The following is a 23,070-nucleotide window of genomic DNA, read 5'->3' as shown; positions in this document are numbered from 1 at the left end:
CCGTTCCCGGTCCGCCGTCGGCCCGGGTCGGTGTCCGCCATCCTCCTCAAAGCAGAAAGATCATGAGAAATGTGGATTCGTAGTGAACGACCCGCGATTCGATGGCGACGTCGTGCCCTCGGGGCGGGCGCGGCGGTCGTCCTGACCGTCGTCCTGGCCGGCTGTGGTGGTGGCGGGGACACGCCACCCGACGTCGCCACCGCCGCCGGCACCGACGGGCCGACCGCCTCCGCCAGTGCCCCCGGCGGGCTGGTCGCGCAGTACGTGGCGCAGCGCCGCGAGTTCGCGAAGTGCCTGCGGGACCATGGCTTGGCGGCGCCCGACCCGGACGCCAGGGGGCAGATCGACCTGAGCGCCGCGGTAGGTCGGAACAAGACCGACCCGAAGGTGATGAAGGCGATGGAGACCTGTCAGAAGCTCCTCACCATCCCCGTGCCCGAGGAACTGGAAGAGAAGCCGCCACCGCTGACCGCAGTCGACATCGAACGCCGACGCGAGTACGCCAAGTGCATTCGCGCGAACGGCGTACCCGGCTTTCCGGATCCGGGACCGGACGGCCAGTGGCCGGACCGGGGCCAGGACGGGATGACCGAGCAGGAGGCCGGCGCGTCGTTCCGGGCGCAGCAGATCTGCGAACCCCTCCTCGACGGTCGACCGACCACCACGCCCGACCCGAACGCGACCGGACGCGGATGAGCGGGCAGCCGCCGGTCACCGGGCGGCGCCGACGGCGGCCCGTGCTGCTCGCCGGTGCCGCGCTGGCCACCCTCGCGGTGGCCGGTGCGGCGACCCTCGGCCTCGGCGGCCGGGGCGGGGGCTCGCCGGACCCGAGCCGCAGCGGTCCCGCCGCCACCGCGACGGTCACCCGGCAGACCCTGGTCAAGGCCGTCACGCTCGCGGGCGTGCTCGGGTACGGCGCGGCCGTGCCGCTCGCCTGTACGGCGGCCGGCATCGTGACCTGGCTGCCCGAGGTCGGCGCCACGGTCAAGCAGGGCGGGACGGTGCTCCGGGCCGACGAGCGACCGGTCGTGCTGTTCTACGGTTTCCTGCCGATGTACCGCCCGCTGAGCGCCGGCACGAAGGGCTCCGACGTACGGCAGTTCGAGCGGAACCTGAAGGCGCTCGGCTATACGGGGTTCACTGTGGACGACGACTTCTCCGCCAGCACCGCCGGTGCGGTGAAACGCTGGCAGCGCGACCTCGGGCTGCCGGAGACCGGCACCGTCGACCGGGAACGGGTGGTCTACGTCCCCGGACCGGTACGGATCGCGGAGCGGCTGGTCCGGCTCGGTGCCGCCGCGACCGGCGATGTGCTGTCGTACACCGGGCGGACCCGGCTGGTCACGGTGTCGGTGGAGCCGAACGAGGCGGGCTGGGCGGCGAAGGGCACCCGGGTGGCGATCTCCCTGCCGACCGGCGCCTCGGTGTCCGGCCAGGTCAGCGCGGTCGGCGCGCCGACCACCGGTGGCGGCGGCGAGCAGCCGGCCGGTCCGGAGCAGCCCGGCACCGGCACCGCCAAGGTCGACATCAGCATCTCGGTCGCCGACCAGAAGGCGCTGGGTGCGCTGGCCGGCGCCTCGGTCGACGTCCGGTACGTCGAACAGGAGCGCAGGAACGTGCTGACCGTGCCGGTGGACGCGCTGCTGGCGCTCGCCGAGGGTGGCTACGGGGTGGAGTTGGTCGACGCCGGTCGTACCCGGATCGTGCCGGTCGAGCCGGGGATGTTCGCCGACGGCCGGGTCGAGGTGACCGGCGACGGGCTCACCGAGGGCCAGCCGGTGGGTGTGCCGGCGTGAGCGGGCGGACCGGGGGTTCTGGCGTGAGCGGGCTAACCGGGAGGCTGGCGTGAGCGGGCGGGACGCGGTGGCGGAGTTGGCCGGGGTGAGCCGCGGCTACCCGGGCGGTGTGGCGGCGTTGCGCGAGGTCGACCTGCGGATCGGGTACGGCGAACTGGTCGGCATCGTCGGTCCGTCCGGCTCGGGAAAGTCGACCCTGCTGCACCTGCTCGGCACGCTCGACCGGCCGTCGTCCGGCACCGTCCGGATCGACGGGTACGACGTCGCCGCACTCGCCGACCGGGAACTCTCCGCGCTGCGGGCCCGCCGGATCGGCTTCGTCTTCCAGCAGTTCCACCTCGCGGCAGGAGTGTCGGTGCTGGACAACGTTGCCGACGGGTTGCTCTACGCGGGCGTACCCGGACGGCGCCGGCGGCACCGGGCGGCGGACGCCCTGGCCCGGGTGGGCCTGGCGCACCGGCTCGAGCACCGGCCGCACGAACTCTCCGGCGGCGAGCGGCAACGGGTCGCGATCGCGCGGGCGGTGCTCGGCGAGCCGGCGCTGCTGCTCGCGGACGAGCCGACCGGCAACCTTGATTCGGACGCCGGAGCCGGAGTACTGGAGCTGTTGCGGGAACTGCACGCGCAGGGCGCCACGGTCGTGGTGATCACGCACGACCGGGAGATCGCCGCCGGGCTGCCCCGCCGGATCGCGCTACGCGACGGCCGGATCGTCGACGACACCACGGGCCCTGGGGCAGCGCAGGACACCACCGATCCGGGCGCCGCGCATGCCACGACGGTGTCGGCGGTACGCCCGTGAGGCCGGTCCTTCGGCCGGGGCGACTGGGTCCGGTGGATCTGGCCCGGCTGGGCGCTACCGGGCTGCGTACCCGGCCATTGCGGGTCGTGCTCTCCGCGTTGGGCATCGCCATCGGCATCGCCGCGATGCTGGCGGTGGTCGGGATCTCCACCTCCAGCCGGGCCGAACTGGACCGAACCCTGGACCGGCTCGGCACCAACCTGCTGACCGTCACGCCGGGGAAGAGCCGGGACGGCGAGCCGGCGGCGCTGCCCGAGGAGTCGGTCGCGATGATCGACCGGGTCGGGCCGGTGGAGTCCGTCGGCGCGACCGGTGTGGTCGAGGCGTCGGTGTACCGCAGCGACCTGGTGCCGGTCGGGCAGTCCGGTGGGATCGAGGTGCTGGCCGCGCAGCCCGAGTTGCTCGGCACGGTGGGCGGATCGCTCCGGCACGGCTCCTGGTTCACCCCGGCGACCGGAAGCTATCCGGCCGTCGTACTCGGGGCGGTCGCGGCGCGCCGGCTCGACGTACCAGGGGTGGGGGTGCGGGTGTGGCTGGGCGGGGAGTGGTTCGCGGTGGTGGGCATCCTGGCGCCGGTGCCGCTGGCCGAGGAGCTGGACTCGGCCGCGTTGGTGGGGTGGCGGGCCGCCGAGGCGTACCTGGACTTCGACGGTCATCCGACCCGGGTGTACGTCCGGGCGGCCGAGGACCGGGTCGTGGCGGTCCGGTCGGTGCTGGGGCGGACCGCGAATCCGCGTTCGCCTGACGAGGTGGTGGTGTCGAGGCCGTCGGACGCGCTCGCGGCACGTCAGGCCACCGACGCCGCGATGCACGGGCTGCTGCTCGGCCTCGGCGCGGTGGCGCTGCTGGTGGGTGGGGTCGGGATCGCCAACACGATGGTGATCTCGGTGCTGGAGCGACGGGCCGAGGTCGGTCTGCGTCGGGCGCTCGGTGCGACCCGGGCACACATCCGGGGTCAGTTTCTCGCCGAGTCGTTGCTGCTCTCGGTGTTGGGCGGTGCCGGCGGGACGCTGCTCGGTGTCGGCGTCACCGCGCTGTACGCGTACGCCCGGGGATGGCCGACGGTGGTGCCGGCCTGGGCGACGGGCGCCGGCCTGGTCGCGACCCTGCTGATCGGTGGGCTCGCCGGACTCTATCCGGCGGTCCGGGCGAGCCGGCTGGCGCCGACCGTGGCCCTCGCCGCCGGGTAGGTCACCGGGATGGTGGCCGGGTGAATTCCGGCTGGTCGAGGACGCGCAGCCAGGAACCGTCCGGCTGGCGGCGGACCACCTGTGCGCGGGCGCCGGTGCCGTCGCTGGGCGGTGTCGAGGTGAGGGCGAGGTCACCGCTGACGAGTGTCGGGAGCGGTTCCTCGGGCGTGAAGTGCGGTCCGTTCGCCAGCACCTTCGCCCAGAGGGCCTGGATCGCCGCGCGTCCGACCGTCCGGCCCCCGGGCGGGTACGCCAGCACGGCGTCCTCCTCGTACAGCGCGGCGACGCCCTCGGCGTCGCCCGCGTTGGAGCGCTCGACGAACAGCCGGGTGATGTCCTCGGGCCGCATGGCCTTCTCGCGGTCTGACACGGTGGTTCCTTCCGTCGTCGTTTCGGAGCCGGTGAGCATCAAGCATGCGAGCCCGAAGATGAGAAGTACAAATGATTGTTCTTCTGGTGGCTAGAATCTGGAGTTATGGAACTGAGGCAGTTGGAGTACTTCGTCGCGGTTGCCGAGGAAGCGAACTTCACTCGCGCCGCCGAACGCGTCCGGATCAGCCAGTCGGGAGTGAGTGCCCAGATCCGGCAACTCGAACGTGAACTCGGGGCGACGCTCATCGACCGCGCCACCCGGACGGCGACCCTCACCGCCGCGGGCGAGGCCGCGCTCGTGCACGCCCGTGCGGCGCTCGCCTCCGCCGAAGCGGTCCGGCAGGCCGTCGGCGAGGTCACCGGGCTCGTCCGGGGCCACCTGACCGTCGGCATGGTCATCGGATGCACCGTAACCCCGCTGTTCGACGCCCTCGCCGCGTTCCACCGGGCGTACCCCAACGTGGAGATCACCCTGCTCGAGGAGAACTCGGACCGACTCCTCGACGGTGTCCGCACCGGGGCCATCGACCTCGCGCTGATCGGCACCGCCGACGCCACGCTCAGCGGGCTGAACGCGCTCACGATCGTCAGTGAACGACTCGTGGCCCTTGTACCGCCGGAACACCCGCTCGCGGAACGGCCGGCGGTGACCCTGGACGACATCGCCGACCACGCGCTCGTGTGCATGCCGCAAGGCACCGGCATCCGCACCGTGCTCGATCGCGCCTGCGCCGCCCGGCGGATCCAGCCGGCCATCTCCCTCCAGGCCAGCGCCGCCGACGCGATCGCGGACCTCGCCGCTCGCGGACTGGGCGTCGCGATCCTCAGCGAGTCCATGGCGGGCGCCTACCGGGACCGGTTGACGGCACTCCCGATCACCGACATCGAGGCCCCCGGCCTGCTGGTCCTGATCTGGACCACCACGAAGAGTCCCGCCCTCGAACAACTGGTCCGATACAGCCGGGACACGTTCGCCACGGCCCGGTGACGGCGGCCCGGCGACGGAGATCGGAGATCGGCGAGCGAGAACCGGGTGTGTGGCCGTCGGGCTGCTTTCGTAGCCTGGGGTCGTGCGATTCGGGGTGCTGGGGCCGCTGGCCGTGTGGACCGACCGTGGCGAGCCGGTCGCGATCCCGGGGCGCAAGGTGCGGGCGCTCCTGGCCGACCTGCTGGTCCACGAGGGACGTCCGGTGTCGGCGGACCGGCTCGTCGACGACCTCTGGGGCAAGGCCGCACCGGCCGACCCGACCGCCGCACTGCACGTACGGGTGTCGCAACTGCGCCGGGCCCTGGCCGGAGCCGAGCCGGGCGGTCGGGAGCTGGTGGTGTCCCAGGCTCCCGGGTACGCGCTACGGGTCGGACCCGACGCGATGGACGCGCTGAGGTTCGCGAACCTGCTCGGGCAGGTGCAGACGGCCGGCGATCCCCGGACCCGGGCCGGGCTGCTGGCCGAGGTGCTGGCCCTGTGGCGGGGACCGGCCCTGGCCGACTTCGCCGACGAGGAGTTCGCGCAGGCGGCTGTGACCCGGTGGGAGGAGCAGCGGCTGGCCGCCGTGGAGGCGTACGCCGAGGCCCGGCTGGACCTGGGCGAGCATCGTGATCTGGTCGGCGAGTTGGGCGAGCAGGTGGCCCGGCATCCGTACCGGGAGCGGTTGCGGGCGGCCCAGATGCGGGCCCTGCACCGGGCAGGCAGGGCGGGCGAGGCCCTGGACAGTTTCCAGGAGCTGCGGCGCCGGCTCGCCGACGAGCTGGGCCTGGACCCCGGCCCGGAGCTGGCCGGGCTGCACCGGGCCATCCTGGCCGGTGACCCGGCCGAGGACGCGCCGGCACCGCTTCCCCGGCCGCTGCGGCCCACCACGAACCTGCCGGCGCCGGTGACCGAGCTGATCGGCCGGAGCCACGCTGTCGCGCGGGTACGCGAGCTGTTGGCGGCGGGTCGGCTGGTCACCCTCACCGGTCCGGGCGGAGTGGGCAAGACCAGTGTGGCCATCGCGGTCGCCCGGGCCGTGGTCGACGGGTACCCGGACGGCGTATGGCTGGTGGACCTGACCACCTGGGACGGGTTGGGCGACCCGGCCGAGCTGCTGCTGTCCGTACTGTCGATCCCGGATGTGCCGGGCGGTTCGGAGCCGGCGGGTGAGCGGCTGGCAGCCGCCCTGCGGGAGCGGCGGACGCTGCTGGTGCTGGACAACTGCGAGCACGTGGTCGAACCGGTGGCCGAACTGGTCGGGACGCTGCTACCGGCCGCGCCCGGCCTGCGGGTGCTGGCCACCGGCCGGGAGCCGCTGCGGCTGCGCGGGGAGGCCCGCTGGGACCTGCTGCCGCTGGACATCCCCGACACCGACGATCCGGCCCGGCTGGCCCGGTCCGCCGCCGTACGGCTGTTCCTGGCCAGGTCCGGGCTGGTCCCGGCGCCGGAGACCGTTGCCGCAGTGGCGGAGGTGTGCCGGCGGCTGGACGGCATCCCGCTGGCGCTGGAGCTGGCCGCCACCCGGGTGTCCGCGCTGGGCGTACCCGAACTCGCGGCCCGGCTGAGGGTGCCCCAGGACCGGTTCGGGCTGCTGGGCACCGGGCCACGCGACGCACCGGCCCGGCAGCGCACCCTGACAGCGGTCATCGACTGGAGTTGGCGGCTGCTGACCGAGGCCGAACGGGCCGTGCTGCGCCGGCTGGCCGTCCACTCCGGTGGGTGCACGCTGGCCGCCGCCGAGGCGGTGTGTGCCGGGGACGGCGCCCCGGCCGGTGAGGTGCTGGACCTGGTGGCCGGGCTGGTGGACCGTTCGCTGGTGGTGCGCGCCGACGGGTCCCGGTTCCGGCTGCTGGAGTCGGTTGCCGCGTACTGCCTGGACCGGCTGCGGGAGGTCGGGGAGGAAGCGGCGCTGCGACGCCGGCACGCCGACCACTACCTGGCCCTGGCCGAACAGGCCGAGCCGCAGTTGCGCGGGCCCGGCCAGCGGGAGTGGCTGCGCCGGCTGGACGCCGAGGCCGCGAACCTGCGGACGGCCCTGGACACGTTCCGGCGCGACGGCGCGACCGAGCCGGCGCTGCGGCTGGCCGGGGCCCTGGTGTGGTACTGGTTCCTGCGTGGCCGGCTGACCGAGGCGCGTCGGGCCCTGGCCGGGGCGTTGGCCGTGCCGGGCGAGGTGCCCGACGCGGTCCGGGCCAGAGCCGAGGCCTGGTACGCCGGCCTGGCGTTCCGGCAGGGCGACTACTCCGGGGCGGGACACGCCGAGCCGGAGTGGTCGAAGGGGCACGCCGAACCGAAGTGGTCGAAGGCCGGGCCGGAGCGGGTGGCGGAGCTGCTGCGCGGGTACGGGAAGATGGCGGACCCGGTCGAACGGGCCCGGGCCGAGTGGTTCCTGGCCACGGCGATCATCGACTCCGGCGACGGGGCGACCGCCGGGGAGTTGCTGGCGCGGGCCCTGGACACGTTCCGGGCCGCCGGGGACCGGTGGGGTGAGGCGGCGGTGCTGAGCAGCCGGGCCATGCTCGCGCACATCCGGGACGACACGGCGGCGCTGGAGCAGGATGCCCGGCGCGGCGCCGAGCTGTTCGGTGAGCTGGGTGACGACTGGGGCATGCTACAGGCCACGGACTGGCTGATCGGCCTCGCGGACCTGACCGGCGACCATGCGGAGGCCGCCCGGCTGAGCCAGGCCGGCCTGCGGATCGCGGAGGAACTGGGGCTGTGGTCCGATGTGGCCGCTCGGCTGGGCTGGTTGGGCTGGATCTCGGTGCAGGTCGGGGACTACCCGCGCGCCTACGAGTATGCGGACCAGGCGAGGCGACTGGCTGCCGAGCAGGGGCAGCGCTCTGGGGAGGTGTTCGCCACCATCAGCCTGGCGTTCGCCGCCCGTCGGGACGGCAGGCTCGACCCGGCCGAGGAGCACCTGCGGTGGCTGCTGGCGTCCGCCCGGCAACAACAGAGCGGGGACGCCCACCCGCCGTACCTGTCGATGGTCCTGGTAGAGATGGGGCTGCTGGCCGGGCAGCGGGGCGACCCGGCCGCGGCGCTGGCCTGGCACCGGGAGGGCTTCGACGTGTACCGGGACCAGGGATCGGTGCGCGGGATGGCGGGGGCACTGGAAGGGATGGCCGCCGCGCTGGTACTGGACGGGCGGCCCGGCCTGGCCGCGCAGCTGATCGGCGCGGCCGACGCCGCCCGGCAGCGGACCGGGCAGCCGCTGTCCGCGTCGGACCGTGCCGAGCTGGCCCCGACCATGGCGGCGATCCGGGCTGCCGAGCCCGGCTTCGACGCCCTGTTCACACGCGGCGTCGGGCTCACACCCGAGCAGGCCCGGTCCCTGCTGGACGGGGACCGGGCCTGACCCGTGGCCTACTTGGGTACGTAGACGTGGACGACGATCCCGGAGTCGAACCGGTTCACGTCGGCGAGCTTCAGGTGGGTGGTGTCGAAACCGGCGCCCTCGAACAGGTGCTTGCCGGCCCCGACGATGACCGGGAAGTACCAGAAGTGGAACTCGTCGACCAGACCGTGTTCCACGAGGGTCCGGTCCAGCTCACCGGTGCCCCACTTCACGATGTTCTTACCCGGCTGCTCCTTGAGCTTGGCGACCTCCTCGGCCACGTCACCCTGGATGAGGGTGGCGTTCCAGGTGGTCTCCGTCAGGGTGCGCGACGCCACGTACTTGGGCATGCTGTTCATCTCGTCGGCACCGGGTCCGGACTGCGCGCCCCACGCCGCCGCGAACCCCTCGTACGTCACCCGCCCCAGCAACATGGCGTCCGCGGACTCCATCAGCTTCTGGGCGTAACCATTGTGGTCGTCGTCCCAGTACGGCTGGCCCCAGTGCTGCGGCTCCGCCCGGGATGCCGTGGACGGGCGGGTGTCGTCGATGATCCCGTCCAGCGACACGAACGTCGACTCGATGAGCTTGCGCATGGTTCTGCTCCCTCTGATCCGTGCTGGCGGCTCCCGTGCAGCCCGTCTGATGATTAACAGCCTGCCGGCAGCCCCTTACGGTTTCCTTCTGGTCGCCCTACCCCTGCTGGACGAGCAGACGTGGGCAGGAAGCATCCGACCAGCGGATTCAAGGTTCCTACAGGCTATCCGCTAGGTCGTTGGGAGAGGCTTGGTGACGCGGGCAGGGGGTCACGGTACCGGGATGCGACGGGGGTCGGTTACCGGACTCGGGGAAGAGAACGAATGGTGATGACGAGAGGCGGCACCCCGCCCGAGCCGTCCTGGGCTCGGGCGTGGCCACGATCCATGGCGAGTAACTGATCCGCGCGCTCGGCGCGTGGCCTGACGGGGGTCGACGCGTCCCGCTTCCATTCCGGGCGGCGGGGCGCGTCGACATACGGCCGGTGGAACTGGAAGTCAGTTCACGGTGAGCGTCTCGATCGTGACCCCGAGCTTCGGTACGCCGCCTCCGGCCGGGCTGGAGTTGTCATGGCCGCCGGCCGCGACCCGATCGACGATGTCGAGTCCCGTGGTGACCGTGCCGAACGGGGTGTAGATCGGCTGGAGCGCGGCGGAGCTGTCCTGGAAGATGATGAAGAACTGGCTGCTGTTCGTGCCGGGGCTGCCGGTGTTCGCCATCGCCACGACGCCCCTGCCGTACTGCGCCCCACTCAGGTTCTCGTCGCCGAACTGGTAGTCCGGCCCGCCCGCTCCGGTGCCACTCGGATCGCCGCACTGGAGGACGAAGATCCCCTCGGTGACCAGGCGGTGACAGGTGCTCCGGTCGAAGAACTTCTTGTCGGCGAGGTGCTGGAAGCTCGCGACCGTACAGGGCGTACGGGCCCGGTCCATCGTGATCACGATCGATCCGAGGTTGGTCGTCATCTGCATCGTGGCGGTGCCGCTGCGAGCCGCCCCGTCGAAGTCCGGCAGGCCGACCGCCTTTGTCTCGGGCCGCACCGGCTGGACGGCGCCCCCGCAGGACAACGGCTGCGAGGCCCCGGGAGCCGACGACGGGTCGCCGCTGGCCGAGTCCGACCCGCCGTCGGTCCTGACCTCGCTCAGGTAGTACGCCACGAGGCCGACGCAGCCGACGCCCAGGCAGAGCGCCACCACCACGCCCGCGCTGATCAGCGCGATCGTCAGGGGACGCCGGCTCTTCGCTGGCGGCGGACCTGGTGGACCCGGTGGAACCGGTGGACCCGCTGGAACCGGCGGACCGGGGGGACCTGGCGGGTACGGCGGAGGGAGTGGACCGGACCCGGGAGGAGGCGGTTCGAAAGGCGGCTGACTCACGCGGGTCAGCGTACCGATGGGATCGGGGCGGCGCCCGGCGTCTACGGGCCGGAGGTCGGGACGTCGGCCTCGGTCAGTTCGGCTCCGACGACGACGCTCAACCGCTGGGCCTCGCGTGGTTCGTCCGCGAACAGCCTGACCCGAACCTCACCGGCCGTGACCCGGAACCGCCGGTCGAGGTCGTCCCCGACCAGGTCGGCCACCGCGAGCTGCCCGTCGGCCACCAACAGGCGCCCGTCGAAGACACACGGATCTCCTTCGGGTACGTCGGCCTCGTCGGCCGTGACCCGGATGGTGATCGGAAGGTCCGCCACCGCAGCGAGTATGCAGGTCTCGTCGGCCGCCACCAGGGAGCGGTTCAGATCCAACTCGGGGATGTCGCCGCCCGCGCCGATCGCCTCGATCCGCAAGGTGGCCCAGGGGAAGGAGGCAGTGAACTCGTACATGCGCTTGGTGTGGTTACCGCTGCCGGGGGAGTCGGGCGACAAAGGCCCGCCAGGAGGTGGCACCGAAGGCCAGCGCCGGACCGTTCGGGTCCTTGCTGTCGCGTACGCCGACAATCCCGGCCCCGTTGTCGGCGACCTCCACACAGTCCCCGCCGCTGCTGTTGCTCCGGCTGCTCTTGCGCCACCTTGCTCCGGTCAGGTCCACGTCTCCGCCACCTCCGCGATCAGGTCGAGCGACTGCTGGTGCGGCAGTGCCACGCTCCGGATGGTCTCCCAGACGTCGATCATATGGTTCACGAACTCCGGCCGGTCGTCCATCTGGCCGTGCCAGTGCCCCTCGAAGAAGACGACCGGCTCGCCGCTCGGCGGGGTGGCGAGCACGAACGGGCCGTCCAGCCCGGCGTAGGCACCGGCCGACGCCGGCACCAGGTGGATCTTCACCTGCGGCACGCTGGTGCCGACCTTGACCAGGTGCAGCAACTGCTCCCGCATCACCGCCATCCCGCCGATTGGCCGGCGGAGCACGTACTCGTCCAGCACGAAGGCGAGCAGCGGCGGCTTGGGCCGGGTCAGGATCTCCTGCCGGTCCAGCCGGGTGGTCACCTGCTCCTCGACCTGCTCGGCGGCGAGCAGGCCCGGCCCGGAGAAGACCGCCCGCGCATATGCCTCGGTCTGCAACAGCCCTGGCACGTAGGTCGGCTGAAACGACCGCAGCGCCTTGGCCTCCTGCTCGACACCGGCCCACTCCCGGAAGTACTGGACCAGAATTTCCTGGCTGATCCGCTTCTGGATCCGCGCGAACCGACCGTCGGTGTCGAACACCCTGTCGCAGCGCCGGGCGAAGTCCAGGCTCGGCCGCCGTTCGCAGGTTTCGATTTTGGTGACCATCGGCTGTGAGTAGTTGATCGCCTCGGCCAGCATGGCCTGCGTCATGCCGGCGGCGGCTCGGGCCAGCCGTAACTCCTCGGCGAAGTGCTCCAGCATCGGTGAGCGGTCCATATGACTCCTCCATGACCGTGGGATACCAGGCGGGATAAGCGGCGATACGCGAAGGTCGTACCCCCGAATTAGCTCCTCAGCGTAGTGCTGTCCACAGCAGAGTGTCACTAGCGGGACCGCTCGGAGCCATGGCATCGGAAAGGACGGGCGGAACCGCGCGGGGGCCGTCGGTTTCCTTCCCCACCCGAGGCGGCCCCCGCATCCAATCCGGAGGAGGCGGCCGGCGTGAGCTGGTTTCGACGTACGCGAAGGATTCACCGCTGGGACTGGCGACGGCTCTGGCGGTACTGCCGGTGCGGTCACCGCTGGGGCTGCCTCGGCACGCTCCCACCCACCCCGCCCGCGCGCCCGCCCAGCTAAGCCGGGAGGGCAGAGGGTGTTAAGAAGGGGCCCTTCTTCTACAAAAAGCGATAAGAAGGGGCCCTTCCTTACAGGTCAGTGGGGGAGGTGGGCCTTGGCGAGGTTTGCGAGGATCTCGTCCACGGTCTCGTCGGGGGTCTGGTCGGAGTTGTCCAGCCAGAGACCGAGCCGGGGCGTGTCGTTGCGTACCGAGTAGTCCAGGGATTCGACGGTCCATTCGCCGTAGCCGTTCTTGGTCCTCGCCTGTTCGCGGCGGTGGATCACCTCGGGGCGCGGGGCGAGTACGACGGCGAAGCGCGGCCGGGTGGTGATCAGGTCGAGGTAGTCGGCGAGTTGGGGGCCGAGAATGACGTCCTGGACCACGGCGGTGAAGCCGGACTGGGCGTAACCGTCGGCGGTCGCCGCCGAGAGGCGGTAACGCAGTCGCAGTTGCGCCATTGCCTCGGTCGCCTGTTCCGGGGTGAAGTCCTGCTGACCCGAGATGATCATGCGGCGGAACACGTCGCCGCGTACGTGTGCCGCTCGGGGCAGACGCTCCGCGAGCCGTTGCGCGACGGTCGACTTACCGGAGGCCATGGCTCCGGTGATCACGATGACAGCGGCAGACAAATCGATCATCTCGGGTGCCGAATCTACACCATGACCAGGCACGACGAGAGAATCCAGAGGTACGCGGAACCGGGCGCGGGAGACGGATTGTCTCAGTCTCCTCTCCGCCGACGGGTGCACGACTGTTCGCCGACCTGTGCACAACGACACGTCGGGGCTGGTCAGGCCGCCCGCGACCCGGTTAGCTGGAGCGATGCAGGAGGACCACCCCCGCACACCGTCCGACGAGGTCATCGCGGGGCAGGCCGTCTACAACCGCCTCGTGCTGGCCGGCTACGACCAGTTCGTCCTGGGCCTGTCCTGTCGACTGCTCTGGCGGTGTCCCAAGCGGCACATGCTGGCCAACTACGACCGCAACGTCGGTGCCCGTCACCTTGAGTTCGGCACCGGCACCGGATACTTCCTCGACCGGTGTCACTTCCCGGCCCGGCGCCCCGAACTGACCCTGGTCGACCTGAACCCCACCGTGCTGCGGGTGAGCGCGGCCCGGGTCGCGCGGTACGAACCGGCGGTGGTGCAGGCGGACGTGCTCCAGCCGCTGCCGTTCGACGAGGGAAAGCTCAAGACCGGGCACTACGACTCGGTCGGGGCGAACTTCCTGCTGCACTGTCTGCCCGGCGGCTGGCAGGAGAAGGGTGAGGTGCTGGCCAACGCGGTGGCGGCGCTCCGCCCCGGTGGTCGGGTCTTCGGCAGCACGATTCTGTCGTCCGGAGTGGATGTCAGCGCGCCGGCCCGCCGGTTGATGACGGTCTACAACGCCCGGGGCATCTTCCACAACACCGACGACGACCTGACCGGGCTGCGCTGGCAACTCGACAAGCGGTTCACCGACATCCGGGTGACCGTACGCGGCTGCGTCGCCCTGTTCGAGGCCACCAACCCGGCACCGGATCCGACGGCGGCCCCCGGAGGCTGATCGCCGATCGGTCGCAGGGGACGGTGCTCAGCCACCTCCGACCGGCTGGTCCGCGTCGAACTGCGCGCTGTACGCGGCGGCGCCCCGGACGGACTCCGCCGCGAAGGTGACGTGCCCGACCGGAACCCGGCCGTCCACCGCCGCGATCACCTGGGCCGCGTCCTGGACGGAGAAGCCGCCGCACAGCTCGATGAGCCCGACGCCCTCCTCGACCAGCTCGACCGCCACCGAGGCGGCCAGCGATTCGTCCGGTACCGGCACCAGCGTCGTGCGCTGTCCGCCCCGGTCGAGCACGACGCGGTCGGCCACCGGATCGGCTCCGGGATGTCCATAGAGGTACGCCCAACTGACGCTCATCGCGACAGCTCCTCTCCACTCGGTCGGCGACATCTCGAACAGCGACATCGTGATACCTCGATCCCACTTGAGGTCAACCCCGTGCGTTCCCCTGCTGGGCGGAGTCCCCCTGTGGAGGGAGGGGGTTCACCTGCGGCCGGGAGGTTTCGGGGACCCAGGACCGCGATGGTGGTGACGGGTCCGGGAAAGGCCCCGGCCGGGCGACACGCCCGCCGCAGCCCCAAAGCCCGGGCCGACCGTCGACGAGAGGACCCACCATGGACACCACCATCACTCCGGCGCAGCGCGACGATGCCGGCACGATCACCCGGCGCGGGTGGGCGGACCGGATCGGCTACCTGGCCGCCGGCTTCACCGCGCTGTTCGGACTACTGGCCTCTGCCTGGGCGATCATGGGCCACGGGTACCCGTTCGGGGCCGCTGACCCGGACGGCGAGGGCAGCCTGCTGTGGCGGGTGCCGGCGGGCGTCGCGGCACCGGTCTTCGCGGTGCTGCTGCTCGGCGCGGCGGTGACGGCGCTGGCGATGGCCGGCCCGCACGCGGTACGGCTACGCGGGGCACCCCGGATCGTGCTGCTCGGCTACGGCTGGCTGGTCGTCGCCGGGTTGCTGCTGGTGGTGCCGGACGTGCAGGTGCTGACGTACGCCGGGTACGCGCCGATGCTCATCGGTGGGCTGCCGTTCGGCTGGCCCCCGGTCGACTACTCCGAACTCTTCACCTGGGCGCTGGGCTACAAGGTCTTCTCGATCGCGGCCGGGCTGCTGCTGGCCCGAACCGTGTTGACCTGGCAGTTCCGTACCGCCGGGGCCTGCCCGTCGTGCGGGCGCCAGGCCGACGCCCCGACCTGGACCTCGGTGGAGTCGGCGACCCGCTGGGGGCGCTGGGCGGTCTACACCGCAGTGGTCATCCCGGTGCTGTACGCGGTCACCCGGTTCGCGTGGGCGGTCGGTATCCCGCTCGGCATCACCGACGAGTTCCTCGACGAGCTGCACGACACCGGCCTGGTCTGGGCCGGCCTCGGGCTGGGTGCCTTCGGGGTGGTCGGCGCGATCCTGACCCTGGGCCTGATGCAGCGCTGGGGTGAGCGGTTCCCCCGCTGGATGGTCGGGCTGGCCGGCCGCCGGGTGCCGATCAAGCTGGCTGTGGTCCCGGCCACCCTGGTGGCGATCGCGATCAGCGCCGCCGGGCTGACCCTGTACGGGCAGCCGGAACTCTTCGACGAACTGGGCGGCGGCAGCCTGACGCTGATCCCGATGGCGCTCTGGCCGCTCTGGGGGTTCGCGCTCGGTGCCGCCACACTCGCGTACCACCTGCGTCGCCGGGGTGCCTGCGCGCACTGCTGATCCGCTGGTCCGCCACTGATCGGCTGAACCGCCGGTCTGCCGGTGCTCCGGTCTGCCGGGCCGCCGGTCCGCACCGTCGGCCGTCCGCTGGCTCAGGACTCGGGCGGCCGGCGGAGGATCTGCATCAGGGTGGCGACGACCACCCCGCCGAGCATGCCGAAGGCGATGCCCAGGCCGATGTTGTCGATGAGGATACCGAGGAGAACCCCGAAGGAGAGGCCGAGAGCCACCCCCAGGGCGAGCTGGTTGGCGAGTCCGGTCTGGTCGGGTGTGCTCATGCTGCCCCTGCCCTGTAATCCGGAGGGACGGGTCCGGCCGCGCCGTCTCGATCATGATCGGCCCGCCGGGTACCCGCCGGTTGGCGGAATCTAGAGCTAGCGTAGGGCGGGTGACAAAGACTCCCCAGGTCCCGCCGACCCCGCCGGTCGAGCTGCCCGGCACGCTCGGTGAACTTCGCGCCACCGGACATCGGTACCGGAGCGTCAAGCAGGAACTCCGGGACAACCTGCTGGCCCGGCTCCGCGCGGGCGAGCCCCGCTTTCCCGGGATCGTCGGCTACGACGAGACGGTGCTGCCCGAGGTGGAACGGGCGCTGCTGGCCGGACACGATCTGGTGCTGCTCGGCGAGCGCGGCCAGGGCAAGACCCGGCTGATCCGGGCACTCGGCCAGTTGTTGGACGAATGGACCCCGGTGATCCGGGGTTCCGAGCTGAACGAGCATCCGATGCATCCGCTGACCCCGGCGTCCCGCCGCGCGGTCTCCGAAGCCGGCGAGGAACTGCCGATCGGCTGGCTGCACCGGTCGATGCGGTACGGCGAGAAGCTGGCGACCCCGGACACCAGCGTCGGTGACCTGATCGGTGACGTGGACCCGATCCGGGTCGCCCAGGGCCGTACGCTCGGCGACCCGGAAACGATCCACTTCGGGCTGGTGCCCCGGACCAACCGGGGCATCTTCGCCGTCAACGAGCTGCCTGACCTGGCCGAGCGGATCCAGGTGGCGCTGCTCAACGTGCTGGAGGAACGGGACATCCAGGTGCGTGGCTACCAGCTCCGGCTGCCGCTGGACCTGCTGCTGGTGGCGAGCGCCAATCCGGAGGACTACACCAACCGGGGGCGGATCATCACGCCGCTCAAGGACCGGTTCGGCGCCGAGATCCGGACCCACTACCCGCTCGACCTCGAGCTGGAACTGGAGCTGATCCGGCAGGAGGCGGCCCTGGTGTCGGCCGTGCCGGAGCACGTACTGGAGGTGTTGGCCCGGTTTGCCCGCGCGGTGCGCGAGTCGCCGTCGGTCGACCCCCGGTCCGGGGTCTCCGCCCGGTTCGCGATCGCCGCCGCCGAGACCGTTTCCGCCGCTGCCCTGCGCCGGGCCGGCCTGCTCGCGGCCGGTACGCCGGACGGTCAGCCCGCCGCCGCGCCGGACATCGAGCCGGTGGCCCGGGTCGGCGACGCGGTGTCGGTGACCAGCACCCTGCGCGGCAAGGTCGAGTTCGAGAGCGGCGAGGAGGGCCGGGAGATCGAGATCCTCGGTCACCTGCTCCGTACCGCCACCGCCGAGACGTTCCGGGCCCGCCTGGCCGGGCTGGACGTGTCCGGGTTCACCGCGCTGGTCGCCGACGGTGCGGTGATCGAGACCGGCGAACTCGTCGGTCCGACCGAGCTGCTGCGCCAGGTCGGCACCGTACCGGGGCTCGCCAAGGCGCTGGACCGGCTCGGCCTGGGCGACGCGCCGACCCCCGCCGAGGCGGCGGCCGGGATCGAGTTTGTCCTGGAGGGGCTGCACCTGACCCGACGGCTGGCCAAGGACGTCACCGACGAGGGCCGTACCCGCTACGGCGGCCGGAGCCCCGACAGCGGCCGGCGGCCGGGCGGCGGTGACCGTGGTGCGGGCGGTGGCCGTGGTGGCCGTGGTGCCGGCGGCGGTGACCCGGATCTCGGCGGTCGTCCGGACCGCGACGACGACTGGGCCTGACCATGGCCGGCGGAAACCGTTTCCGGTACGGCTCCTGGCGCGGCGGCCCCGACCCGCTCGCCCCGCCCTACGACGTGCGGGCCGCGGTTGACTCGGTCGGCGCGGAGGTGCTGGCCGGCGGCAGCCTGCGCGAGGCGCTGCGTAACCTGCTGCGACGCGGACCGGAGAATCGGGGCGGGCTCGACGACCTGGTCGCGCGGGCCCGGCGGATGCGTCGGGAGGCGTTGCGCCGGGGAGACCTGGACGGCGCCGTGACCCGGTCCCAGGCACTGCTCGACCAGGCACTCGCCGCCGAACGCGACGAGTTGCGGGGTCGCGACGACGATGACGCCCGGTTCGCCGAGGCGGTGCTGGACAACCTGCCCTCTCAGGCCGCGCGGGCGGTGGAGGAACTCTCCGGGTACGAGTGGGCCAGCGACGAGGCGCGGGCCAGCTACCAGCAGATTCTGGACGGGCTGCGCCGGGACGTACTGGAGCAGCGGTTCAGCGGGCTCCGGGACGCGATGCGGGGCGCCGCCGACCCGGCCGCGCAGCGCCAGCTCTCGGAGATGCTCGGCGACCTCAACGACCTGCTCGCCCGGCACGACCGGGGCGAGGACACCACCGACGCGTTCGCCGAGTTCATGCGGCGGCACGGCGACTTCTTCCCGGAGAAACCGGAGACGGTCGAGGAACTGGTCGACGCCCTGGCCCGGCGGGCCGCCGCCGGGGAACGGCTGATGCGGTCGCTGACGCCGAGCCAGCGCGAGGAACTGGCCCGGCTGATGGAGTCGTCGCTCGGCCCGGAACTGGCCGGGCAGCTCTCCGCGCTGGACGCCAACCTGCGGTCGCTGCGCCCGGACCTCGCCTGGGACCGGCGGGAACGGGTCCGGGGCGACCAGCCGCTCGGCTACGGCGAGGCGGCCGGGGCGCTGGGCGAGATCGCCGACCTGGACGACCTGCTGGACCAGCTCGGCCAGGAGCATCCCGGGGCGACCCTGGACGACATCGACGTCGAGTCGGTGTCCCGCAACCTCGGCCGGGACGCCGCCGACGACGTACGCCGGCTGCGGGAGCTGGAGCGGGAGCTGCGCCGGCAGGGTTGGCTGAACCGGGGCGCGGACGGGCTGACGCTGAGCCCGAAGGCGCTGCGCCGGCTCGGTGGCACCGCGCTGCGCCGGATCTTCGCCGAACTCTCCACCGGGCGGCGGGGCCAGCACGACCTGCGTTCGGCGGGCGCGGCCGGTGAGGTCACCGGGGCCTCCCGACCCTGGGAGTACGGCGACGAGCAGCCGCTCGACGTGGTCCGGACGCTGGCCCGGGCGGTCCGGCGTACCGGCGCGGGGGTGCCGGTGCAGCTAGCGGTCGAGGACTTCGAGGTGGTGGAGACGGAGCGCCGGGCCTCCGCGGCGGTGGCGCTCTGCGTCGACCTCTCCTTCTCGATGATTTCCGAGGGACGCTGGGGGCCGATGAAGCAGACGGCGCTGGCCCTGTCCCACCTGGTCGCCACCCGGTTCCCGCAGGACGCGTTCCAGATCATCGGTTTCGGCCGGGAGGCCATGCCGTTGACCCAGCAGGAACTCGCCGGGGTGGAACCGGACATGGTGCAGGGCACCAACCTGCAACACGCGCTGAAGCTGGCCGGTCGGCACCTGCGGCAACATCCGGGCTCCGAGCCGGTGGTGCTGGTGGTCACCGACGGTGAGCCGACCGCGCACCTCGATCCGGAGTTGGGCGGTGGGGTGTTCAACTGGCCACCGCTGCCGGAGACGATCGAGGCGACCGTGGCCGAGGTGGACAACCTGACCCGGTACGGCGCCACGATGAACCTGTTCATGCTGGGCGAGGACCCCGGACTGCGTCGGTTCGTCGACGCGGTGGCCCGGCGCTGCGGCGGCCGGGTGTTCACCCCGGAACTGGGCGACCTCGGCGAGTACGTCGTCTCCGACTACCTACGCGCCCGCCGGGGTCGCCGGGGTCGTTGACCCGTTCCACCCGGCTCGGGAGTTGCTTGCCCTGACTAGGGTCGCGTTTGTAGGGTGCGCATGTTCCGGTACCGGTAAGACTGGCCGAAGCGGGGGACGTCGATGCAGATCACGGCAGTGGACCGGGGCGCGGACCGGCCCGGACAGCCATCGCTCCAGACGATCGCCGAGCTCGACCCGACGAACCTGCGACTGCTGCTGGAGCAGACCGGACAGGCCCTCCGAACCGGCGTGAGTCTCCGCCGGGTCGCGCCCACCGGTCTCTGCCGGGTCACGCCCACCGGCACTCCGCGCTCCGATCTGGACGGCGGCGCGGACGGTCGGCACCGCGCCGAGGCCGGCTCCGGAGCCACCGTCTCCGCCCAGGCGGCGCCGGTTGCCTGCTGCCGGGTCCTGCCCGTCTGATCCGCCCGGCGCGGACGAGGGGCGACGGCTTGAAGCTCCGGGACCGGGTCGCCAAGGCGTACGGTCCGGGAGCGCACCGCGAGTGCACCGCCGCGTCGACGTACGAGCGGGTGCGGCCCTACTTCGCGCACCTCGGAATCACCCGGTTGGCCGACGTCACCGGCTTGGACCGGCTCGGCATCCCGGTCTACAACGCGATCGTTCCCCGGTCCAACGACAGCATCTCCGTCTACAGCGGCAAGGGGTCGACCCCGGTCGACGCGAAGACGTCGGCGCTGATGGAGGCGGTCGAACGGTTCTCCGGCTGGCTGCCGCTGCGGCCGACCGCCGTCGCCTCGTACCGGGAACTGGCGGCCGCCGGTCGCGCCGTGGTCCGGCCGGCCGAGCAGAACATCGGGCTGCTGCCCCGCTATCACGACGAACTGCCGATCTACTGGGTCGAAGGGCACGACCTGCTCGGCGACGAGCCGGTGCTCGTACCGCACGGTGCCGTCTGTTACGCCTCCTATCCGGGCGCGCCGCCCTGCTACGAGTTGACCACGAGCAACGGTCTTGCCTCCGGCAACAGCCTGGAGGAGGCGATCTGCCACGCGCTCTGCGAGCTGGTCGAGCGGGATGCCATGACCATCGCCGAGGTCGTGGGCAACCGCCTGGCGGAGGTCCTCACCAGCGGGCTGGTCTCGCCCAGGTTGACGCCGGACGAGGCCGCGCGGTTCACCGACCGGGCAACCCGGCTCGACCCCGACACGGTGCCGCCGGCCGTACGCCCACTGGTGGGTCGGTTCCGGGACGCCGGCCTGGACCTGCAACTGCGATCCATCGGTTCCGACCTCGGCATTCCGACGGTCACGGCGTACGCGTCCGACGAGAGCGGGCGGCCGTTCCCGCCGGACGGTGTCGGCCACGGCGCGCATCCCGACCTGGAGATCGCGCTGACCAGGGCGATCACGGAGTGCGCGCAGAGTCGAGCCGTCGGCGGCGGAGGACCGACCCTGATGCCCCTGCCGGCTGCGGCGGTTCCGGCGGTTCCGGTGTCGACGGTGGCGTCCTATCCCAGCGACGACATCGTGGCCGACATCCGGCTGCTGCTCGACCGGCTCCGGGCCGCCGGGCTCGGCCGGGTGGTGGTGGTCGACCTGTCCCCGCCCCAACTGCCGGGACATGTCGTCCGGGTGCTCGTACCCGGGCTGGAGTCCTGGGCCATCGACCGGTCGAAGCTGGGCGACCGGGCGACCCGGGCCTGGGCGCGGGCGGTCCGGGAGGTCGACGGGGCGATCGGTGCGCGGGGTTCCGGTCGACCATCGTGACCGCCGCGACCGGCCCGGTTCGCCGCTGGTCGGCGGCTATCCGGCCGGGATCCGGAGCCGGCGGACCGGCGAGGCGAGCAGGAGCCCGAGGCCGAGCACGGCCGGCACGGTCAGCACGAGGTACGCGATCGGTACGCCGGCCGTCTCGGCGATCGTGCCGCCGACGATCGCGCCGAACGGCGTACCGCCCCAGGCGATCATCCGGCCGGTGGTGTTGACCCGGCCCTGCAACTCGTCCGGAGTCAACTGTTGGCGCACGGTGATCCCGTTGATGCTGACGGTGGTCCGGGCGAACTCCCAGACCGTCCACAGCAGCAGGGCGGCGGCGAAGACCGGGGTGACGGCCAGCCCGACCAGCGCGGCGACGAAGACTCCGTACCCGATGATCGAGACGGCGCCCTGACCGGCGGACCGGCCGAAGCGCGGCAGCAGCAGCGCCGCGAACAGCGAGCCGACCGCGGCGGCGGTGTAGAGCAGTCCGACGTGCCAGTCCGCCGTGGTGACCGCCAGCACCTGGTCCGCATGCACCACCAACAGGCCGAACACGCCGCCGGCTGACAGTGAGAAGCCGAAGCCGGCCAGGCTGAGGGCGCGGATCACCGGCTCGCGCCACAGGTACCGCAACCCCTCGGCGATCTCCGCGCGCAGTCGGCGTGCCGGGCCGGCCGGCCCGACCGTCGGGTCGAGGCCGGCGCGCATCCGGACCAGCAGGGCCGCCGAGACCAGGTAGCTCGCCGCGTCCAGGCCGAGCACCAGGGTCGGCTCGGTCAGCGCGGCGAGCAGGCCGGCCAGCGCCGGCATGGCGATGCTCAACACGATCTCGGTCGACCAGAGCAGGCCGTTCGCCTCGGCCAGCCGCGCCTTGCCGACCAGCCGGGCCAGCGAACCCCAGGCGGCTGCGTCGAACCAGCAGAATCCACAACCGAGCCCGAACGCCACGACCAGCACGTGCCACGAGGTGAGGGCGCCGAGGACGTCGGCGAGCAGCAGCGTGCCCAACAGCGCCGCACAGCCGAGGTCGGCGGCGACCATCATCGTCTTCCGGGGCAGCCGGTCCGCCGCCGCCCCGGCGAACAGCCCGAACAGCAGGTACGGCACGGCCTGCACCCCGGCCACCGCCGCCGTCATCGTCGCCGAGTCACTGAGCTGGTACGTCAGCAGTGGCAGCGCCACCAGGCTCGCTGCGGTACCCGCCTCCGAAATGGACCGGGAGCCGAACCAGCGCCGGAAGTCCGGGTCGGTGAGCAGTCGCAGTTGCCCGCTGACGGTCACGGGTGGCACCGCCGGCCGGTCCTCGCCGCTGCGGACCGGGTCGGGATGGCGCCAGGGCGGTACGGCATCCGGGTCACCGTAGTGACGGTGTCCGATGCTGTCCACGTGCCGGCCACGGAGCGGATCCGGCACGGGCTGTCGCGACCGGCGGGCCGGACGTCCACGTCGACGGGGTCCGCGTCCCGCGATAAGGGCCTGACCTGGTCAGCCAGGCCCTAGACTTGTCCGGATGGAGACGGCGGAGCTACGCCGGGCGTACGCGCACCTGCTCGCCGAGGTGGACGCGGGCGGGTTCGGGCCACCACCGTCGGGTGAGTTGAGCGCCGAGCAGGTCGTGGTGCACCTCGCCGCCAACGACGAGTTGTTGACCGAGACGACCGAGGCGGTGCTGGTCGGCTCGCCGTGGGCGTACTACGACGCGCGACCGACCCTGCGACCGCAGTTGGACGCGATGATGCCGGCCGGGGCCGGGCTGCCGGAGTTGGCCGCCCGGCTGCGTGGCACGAGCGAGCGGCTCTGCGCGTTGGTGGATCGGCTGGGGCCGGAGGCGGAGACGCCGGTGGACTCCCATCTCCGCGAGGGCTTCGAGTTGCACATCGAGGAGTCCCTGCCGTGGGGGCGGATGCTCGACATCCACGGTCGGCTCCACCTCCCGACGCACCTCGAACAGTTGCGCGCTATGCGTACCGACGTCCGGTAATCTCCCGTGGGAGCGTTCCCATACTTCGGGACACGTG

The 23,070-nt window shown here is 72.3% G+C and carries 23 protein-coding genes; 13 read left to right on the top strand and 10 right to left on the bottom strand.

All coding sequences use genetic code 11. The features are described 5' to 3' along the window. The first annotated feature begins 69 nt into the window (after window positions 1–69). The 4 genes from ACFP2T_RS17310 (at window position 70) to ACFP2T_RS17295 (ending at window position 3,788) form a co-directional block, all read left to right on the top strand. Window positions 70–696, top strand: coding sequence for a hypothetical protein (locus ACFP2T_RS17310; protein WP_377422644.1), 627 nt, complete (start codon window positions 70–72; stop codon window positions 694–696). Further along, complete coding sequence (locus ACFP2T_RS17305; RefSeq protein WP_377422642.1) at window positions 693–1,796, top strand: peptidoglycan-binding protein; 1,104 nt, start codon at window positions 693–695, stop codon at window positions 1,794–1,796. The genes ACFP2T_RS17310 and ACFP2T_RS17305 overlap by 4 nt, the downstream gene beginning before the upstream one ends. Window positions 1,797–1,863: 67 nt before the next feature. Then, window positions 1,864–2,598 (top strand): ABC transporter ATP-binding protein, encoded by a 735-nt coding sequence (locus ACFP2T_RS17300; protein WP_377422886.1) that lies wholly within the window; start codon window positions 1,864–1,866, stop codon window positions 2,596–2,598. Beyond that, complete coding sequence (locus tag ACFP2T_RS17295) at window positions 2,595–3,788, top strand: ABC transporter permease (RefSeq protein WP_377422640.1); 1,194 nt, start codon at window positions 2,595–2,597, stop codon at window positions 3,786–3,788. Before ACFP2T_RS17300 ends, ACFP2T_RS17295 begins: the two co-directional genes overlap by 4 nt. A 1-nt stretch (window position 3,789) precedes the next feature. On the opposite strand, the gene ACFP2T_RS17290 is transcribed toward ACFP2T_RS17295, so the two are convergent. Then, complete coding sequence (locus ACFP2T_RS17290; protein ID WP_377422885.1) at window positions 3,790–4,137, bottom strand: YybH family protein; 348 nt, start codon at window positions 4,135–4,137, stop codon at window positions 3,790–3,792. 126 nt (window positions 4,138–4,263) lie between these two features. Here ACFP2T_RS17290 and ACFP2T_RS17285 point away from each other — a divergent pair, with 126 nt between their 5' ends. Together ACFP2T_RS17285 and ACFP2T_RS17280 are read left to right on the top strand one after the other, a co-directional pair. Continuing rightward, a complete protein-coding gene (locus tag ACFP2T_RS17285) occupies window positions 4,264–5,148 on the top strand; it encodes a LysR family transcriptional regulator (protein ID WP_377422638.1) in 885 nt (294 codons plus the stop codon). Window positions 5,149–5,230: 82 nt separating this feature from the next. Continuing rightward, a complete protein-coding gene (locus ACFP2T_RS17280) occupies window positions 5,231–8,488 on the top strand; it encodes an AfsR/SARP family transcriptional regulator (RefSeq protein WP_377422636.1) in 3,258 nt (1,085 codons plus the stop codon). An 8-nt stretch (window positions 8,489–8,496) separates the two neighbouring features. On the opposite strand, the gene ACFP2T_RS17275 is transcribed toward ACFP2T_RS17280, so the two are convergent. The 6 genes from ACFP2T_RS17275 to ACFP2T_RS17250 form a co-directional block, all read right to left on the bottom strand. Further along, window positions 8,497–9,063, bottom strand: a complete 567-nt coding sequence (locus tag ACFP2T_RS17275) for a dihydrofolate reductase family protein (protein WP_377422634.1) — start codon at window positions 9,061–9,063, stop codon at window positions 8,497–8,499. Window positions 9,064–9,501: 438 nt separating this feature from the next. Beyond that, entirely contained in the window at window positions 9,502–10,203 is a 702-nt protein-coding gene (locus tag ACFP2T_RS17270) for a peptidylprolyl isomerase (RefSeq protein WP_377422632.1), read from the bottom strand. A gap of 218 nt (window positions 10,204–10,421) precedes the next feature. Continuing rightward, a complete protein-coding gene (locus ACFP2T_RS17265) occupies window positions 10,422–10,826 on the bottom strand; it encodes a hypothetical protein (protein ID WP_377422630.1) in 405 nt (134 codons plus the stop codon). 13 nt (window positions 10,827–10,839) lie between these two features. Continuing rightward, entirely contained in the window at window positions 10,840–11,031 is a 192-nt protein-coding gene (locus ACFP2T_RS17260; protein WP_377422628.1) for a DUF397 domain-containing protein, read from the bottom strand. Beyond that, entirely contained in the window at window positions 11,022–11,825 is an 804-nt protein-coding gene (locus ACFP2T_RS17255; protein WP_377422626.1) for a helix-turn-helix domain-containing protein, read from the bottom strand. Before ACFP2T_RS17255 ends, ACFP2T_RS17260 begins: the two co-directional genes overlap by 10 nt. Window positions 11,826–12,260: 435 nt before the next feature. Then, entirely contained in the window at window positions 12,261–12,803 is a 543-nt protein-coding gene (locus tag ACFP2T_RS17250; RefSeq protein WP_377422625.1) for an AAA family ATPase, read from the bottom strand. Window positions 12,804–12,987: 184 nt separating this feature from the next. Here ACFP2T_RS17250 and ACFP2T_RS17245 point away from each other — a divergent pair, with 184 nt between their 5' ends. Further along, window positions 12,988–13,710, top strand: coding sequence for a class I SAM-dependent methyltransferase (locus ACFP2T_RS17245; protein WP_377422624.1), 723 nt, complete (start codon window positions 12,988–12,990; stop codon window positions 13,708–13,710). 27 nt (window positions 13,711–13,737) lie between these two features. Here the strand turns inward: ACFP2T_RS17245 and ACFP2T_RS17240 are convergent, their stop codons facing one another. Next, window positions 13,738–14,067 (bottom strand): DUF6506 family protein, encoded by a 330-nt coding sequence (locus ACFP2T_RS17240; RefSeq protein ID WP_377422622.1) that lies wholly within the window; start codon window positions 14,065–14,067, stop codon window positions 13,738–13,740. A 257-nt stretch (window positions 14,068–14,324) separates the two neighbouring features. On the opposite strand from ACFP2T_RS17240, the gene ACFP2T_RS17235 reads away from it, so the two are divergent. Beyond that, window positions 14,325–15,410, top strand: a complete 1,086-nt coding sequence (locus ACFP2T_RS17235) for a hypothetical protein (protein ID WP_377422620.1) — start codon at window positions 14,325–14,327, stop codon at window positions 15,408–15,410. A 92-nt stretch (window positions 15,411–15,502) separates the two neighbouring features. Here the strand turns inward: ACFP2T_RS17235 and ACFP2T_RS17230 are convergent, their stop codons facing one another. Beyond that, the gene (locus tag ACFP2T_RS17230; protein WP_377422618.1) at window positions 15,503–15,688 is read right to left on the bottom strand and encodes a glycine zipper domain-containing protein; all 186 of its coding nucleotides are present in this window, start codon (window positions 15,686–15,688) and stop codon (window positions 15,503–15,505) included. Between the two features lie 53 nt (window positions 15,689–15,741). On the opposite strand from ACFP2T_RS17230, the gene ACFP2T_RS17225 reads away from it, so the two are divergent. The 4 genes from ACFP2T_RS17225 (at window position 15,742) to ACFP2T_RS17210 (ending at window position 21,061) form a co-directional block, all read left to right on the top strand. Next, window positions 15,742–17,385 carry a magnesium chelatase gene (locus tag ACFP2T_RS17225; RefSeq protein WP_377422616.1) on the top strand — a complete coding sequence of 548 codons (1,644 nt, stop codon included), beginning with the start codon at window positions 15,742–15,744 and terminating at the stop codon, window positions 17,383–17,385. Between the two features lie 2 nt (window positions 17,386–17,387). Continuing rightward, window positions 17,388–19,349, top strand: coding sequence for a vWA domain-containing protein (locus ACFP2T_RS17220; protein WP_377422615.1), 1,962 nt, complete (start codon window positions 17,388–17,390; stop codon window positions 19,347–19,349). 102 nt (window positions 19,350–19,451) lie between these two features. Next, entirely contained in the window at window positions 19,452–19,754 is a 303-nt protein-coding gene (locus ACFP2T_RS17215) for a hypothetical protein (protein WP_377422613.1), read from the top strand. A gap of 29 nt (window positions 19,755–19,783) precedes the next feature. Then, window positions 19,784–21,061 carry a YcaO-like family protein gene (locus ACFP2T_RS17210; protein WP_377422611.1) on the top strand — a complete coding sequence of 426 codons (1,278 nt, stop codon included), beginning with the start codon at window positions 19,784–19,786 and terminating at the stop codon, window positions 21,059–21,061. A gap of 36 nt (window positions 21,062–21,097) precedes the next feature. Here the strand turns inward: ACFP2T_RS17210 and ACFP2T_RS17205 are convergent, their stop codons facing one another. Further along, on the bottom strand, window positions 21,098–22,465 hold the full coding sequence (locus ACFP2T_RS17205) for an MFS transporter (RefSeq protein WP_377422609.1): 1,368 nt from the start codon (window positions 22,463–22,465) through the stop codon (window positions 21,098–21,100). 97 nt (window positions 22,466–22,562) lie between these two features. Here ACFP2T_RS17205 and ACFP2T_RS17200 point away from each other — a divergent pair, with 97 nt between their 5' ends. Next, window positions 22,563–23,033 carry a hypothetical protein gene (locus tag ACFP2T_RS17200; RefSeq protein WP_377422607.1) on the top strand — a complete coding sequence of 157 codons (471 nt, stop codon included), beginning with the start codon at window positions 22,563–22,565 and terminating at the stop codon, window positions 23,031–23,033. The last annotated feature ends 37 nt before the right edge of the window (window positions 23,034–23,070 follow it).

It is taken from the genome of Plantactinospora solaniradicis (genome assembly GCF_042658085.1).
In the GTDB taxonomy this organism is placed as follows: Bacteria; Actinomycetota; Actinomycetes; order Mycobacteriales; family Micromonosporaceae; genus Plantactinospora; species Plantactinospora solaniradicis.
Note: the sequence above shows the minus strand (reverse complement) of the source record. Positions and strands in the feature narration are given on the sequence as shown.

Excerpts from the sequence above, each read along its gene's own strand:
- ACFP2T_RS17310 (WP_377422644.1), top strand. The coding sequence starts at position 70 with ATGTGGATTCGTAGTGAACGACCCGCGATTCGATGGCGACGTCGTGCC.
- ACFP2T_RS17305 (WP_377422642.1), top strand. The coding sequence starts at position 693 with ATGAGCGGGCAGCCGCCGGTCACCGGGCGGCGCCGACGGCGGCCCGTG.
- ACFP2T_RS17290 (WP_377422885.1), bottom strand. The coding sequence starts at position 4,137 with ATGCGGCCCGAGGACATCACCCGGCTGTTCGTCGAGCGCTCCAACGCG.
- ACFP2T_RS17285 (WP_377422638.1), top strand. The coding sequence starts at position 4,264 with ATGGAACTGAGGCAGTTGGAGTACTTCGTCGCGGTTGCCGAGGAAGCG.
- ACFP2T_RS17275 (WP_377422634.1), bottom strand. The coding sequence starts at position 9,063 with ATGCGCAAGCTCATCGAGTCGACGTTCGTGTCGCTGGACGGGATCATC.
- ACFP2T_RS17265 (WP_377422630.1), bottom strand. The coding sequence starts at position 10,826 with ATGTACGAGTTCACTGCCTCCTTCCCCTGGGCCACCTTGCGGATCGAG.
- ACFP2T_RS17255 (WP_377422626.1), bottom strand. The coding sequence starts at position 11,825 with ATGGACCGCTCACCGATGCTGGAGCACTTCGCCGAGGAGTTACGGCTG.
- ACFP2T_RS17250 (WP_377422625.1), bottom strand. The coding sequence starts at position 12,803 with ATGATCGATTTGTCTGCCGCTGTCATCGTGATCACCGGAGCCATGGCC.
- ACFP2T_RS17245 (WP_377422624.1), top strand. The coding sequence starts at position 12,988 with ATGCAGGAGGACCACCCCCGCACACCGTCCGACGAGGTCATCGCGGGG.
- ACFP2T_RS17240 (WP_377422622.1), bottom strand. The coding sequence starts at position 14,067 with ATGAGCGTCAGTTGGGCGTACCTCTATGGACATCCCGGAGCCGATCCG.
- ACFP2T_RS17235 (WP_377422620.1), top strand. The coding sequence starts at position 14,325 with ATGGACACCACCATCACTCCGGCGCAGCGCGACGATGCCGGCACGATC.
- ACFP2T_RS17230 (WP_377422618.1), bottom strand. The coding sequence starts at position 15,688 with ATGAGCACACCCGACCAGACCGGACTCGCCAACCAGCTCGCCCTGGGG.
- ACFP2T_RS17225 (WP_377422616.1), top strand. The coding sequence starts at position 15,742 with ATGATCGGCCCGCCGGGTACCCGCCGGTTGGCGGAATCTAGAGCTAGC.
- ACFP2T_RS17220 (WP_377422615.1), top strand. The coding sequence starts at position 17,388 with ATGGCCGGCGGAAACCGTTTCCGGTACGGCTCCTGGCGCGGCGGCCCC.
- ACFP2T_RS17215 (WP_377422613.1), top strand. The coding sequence starts at position 19,452 with ATGCAGATCACGGCAGTGGACCGGGGCGCGGACCGGCCCGGACAGCCA.
- ACFP2T_RS17200 (WP_377422607.1), top strand. The coding sequence starts at position 22,563 with ATGGAGACGGCGGAGCTACGCCGGGCGTACGCGCACCTGCTCGCCGAG.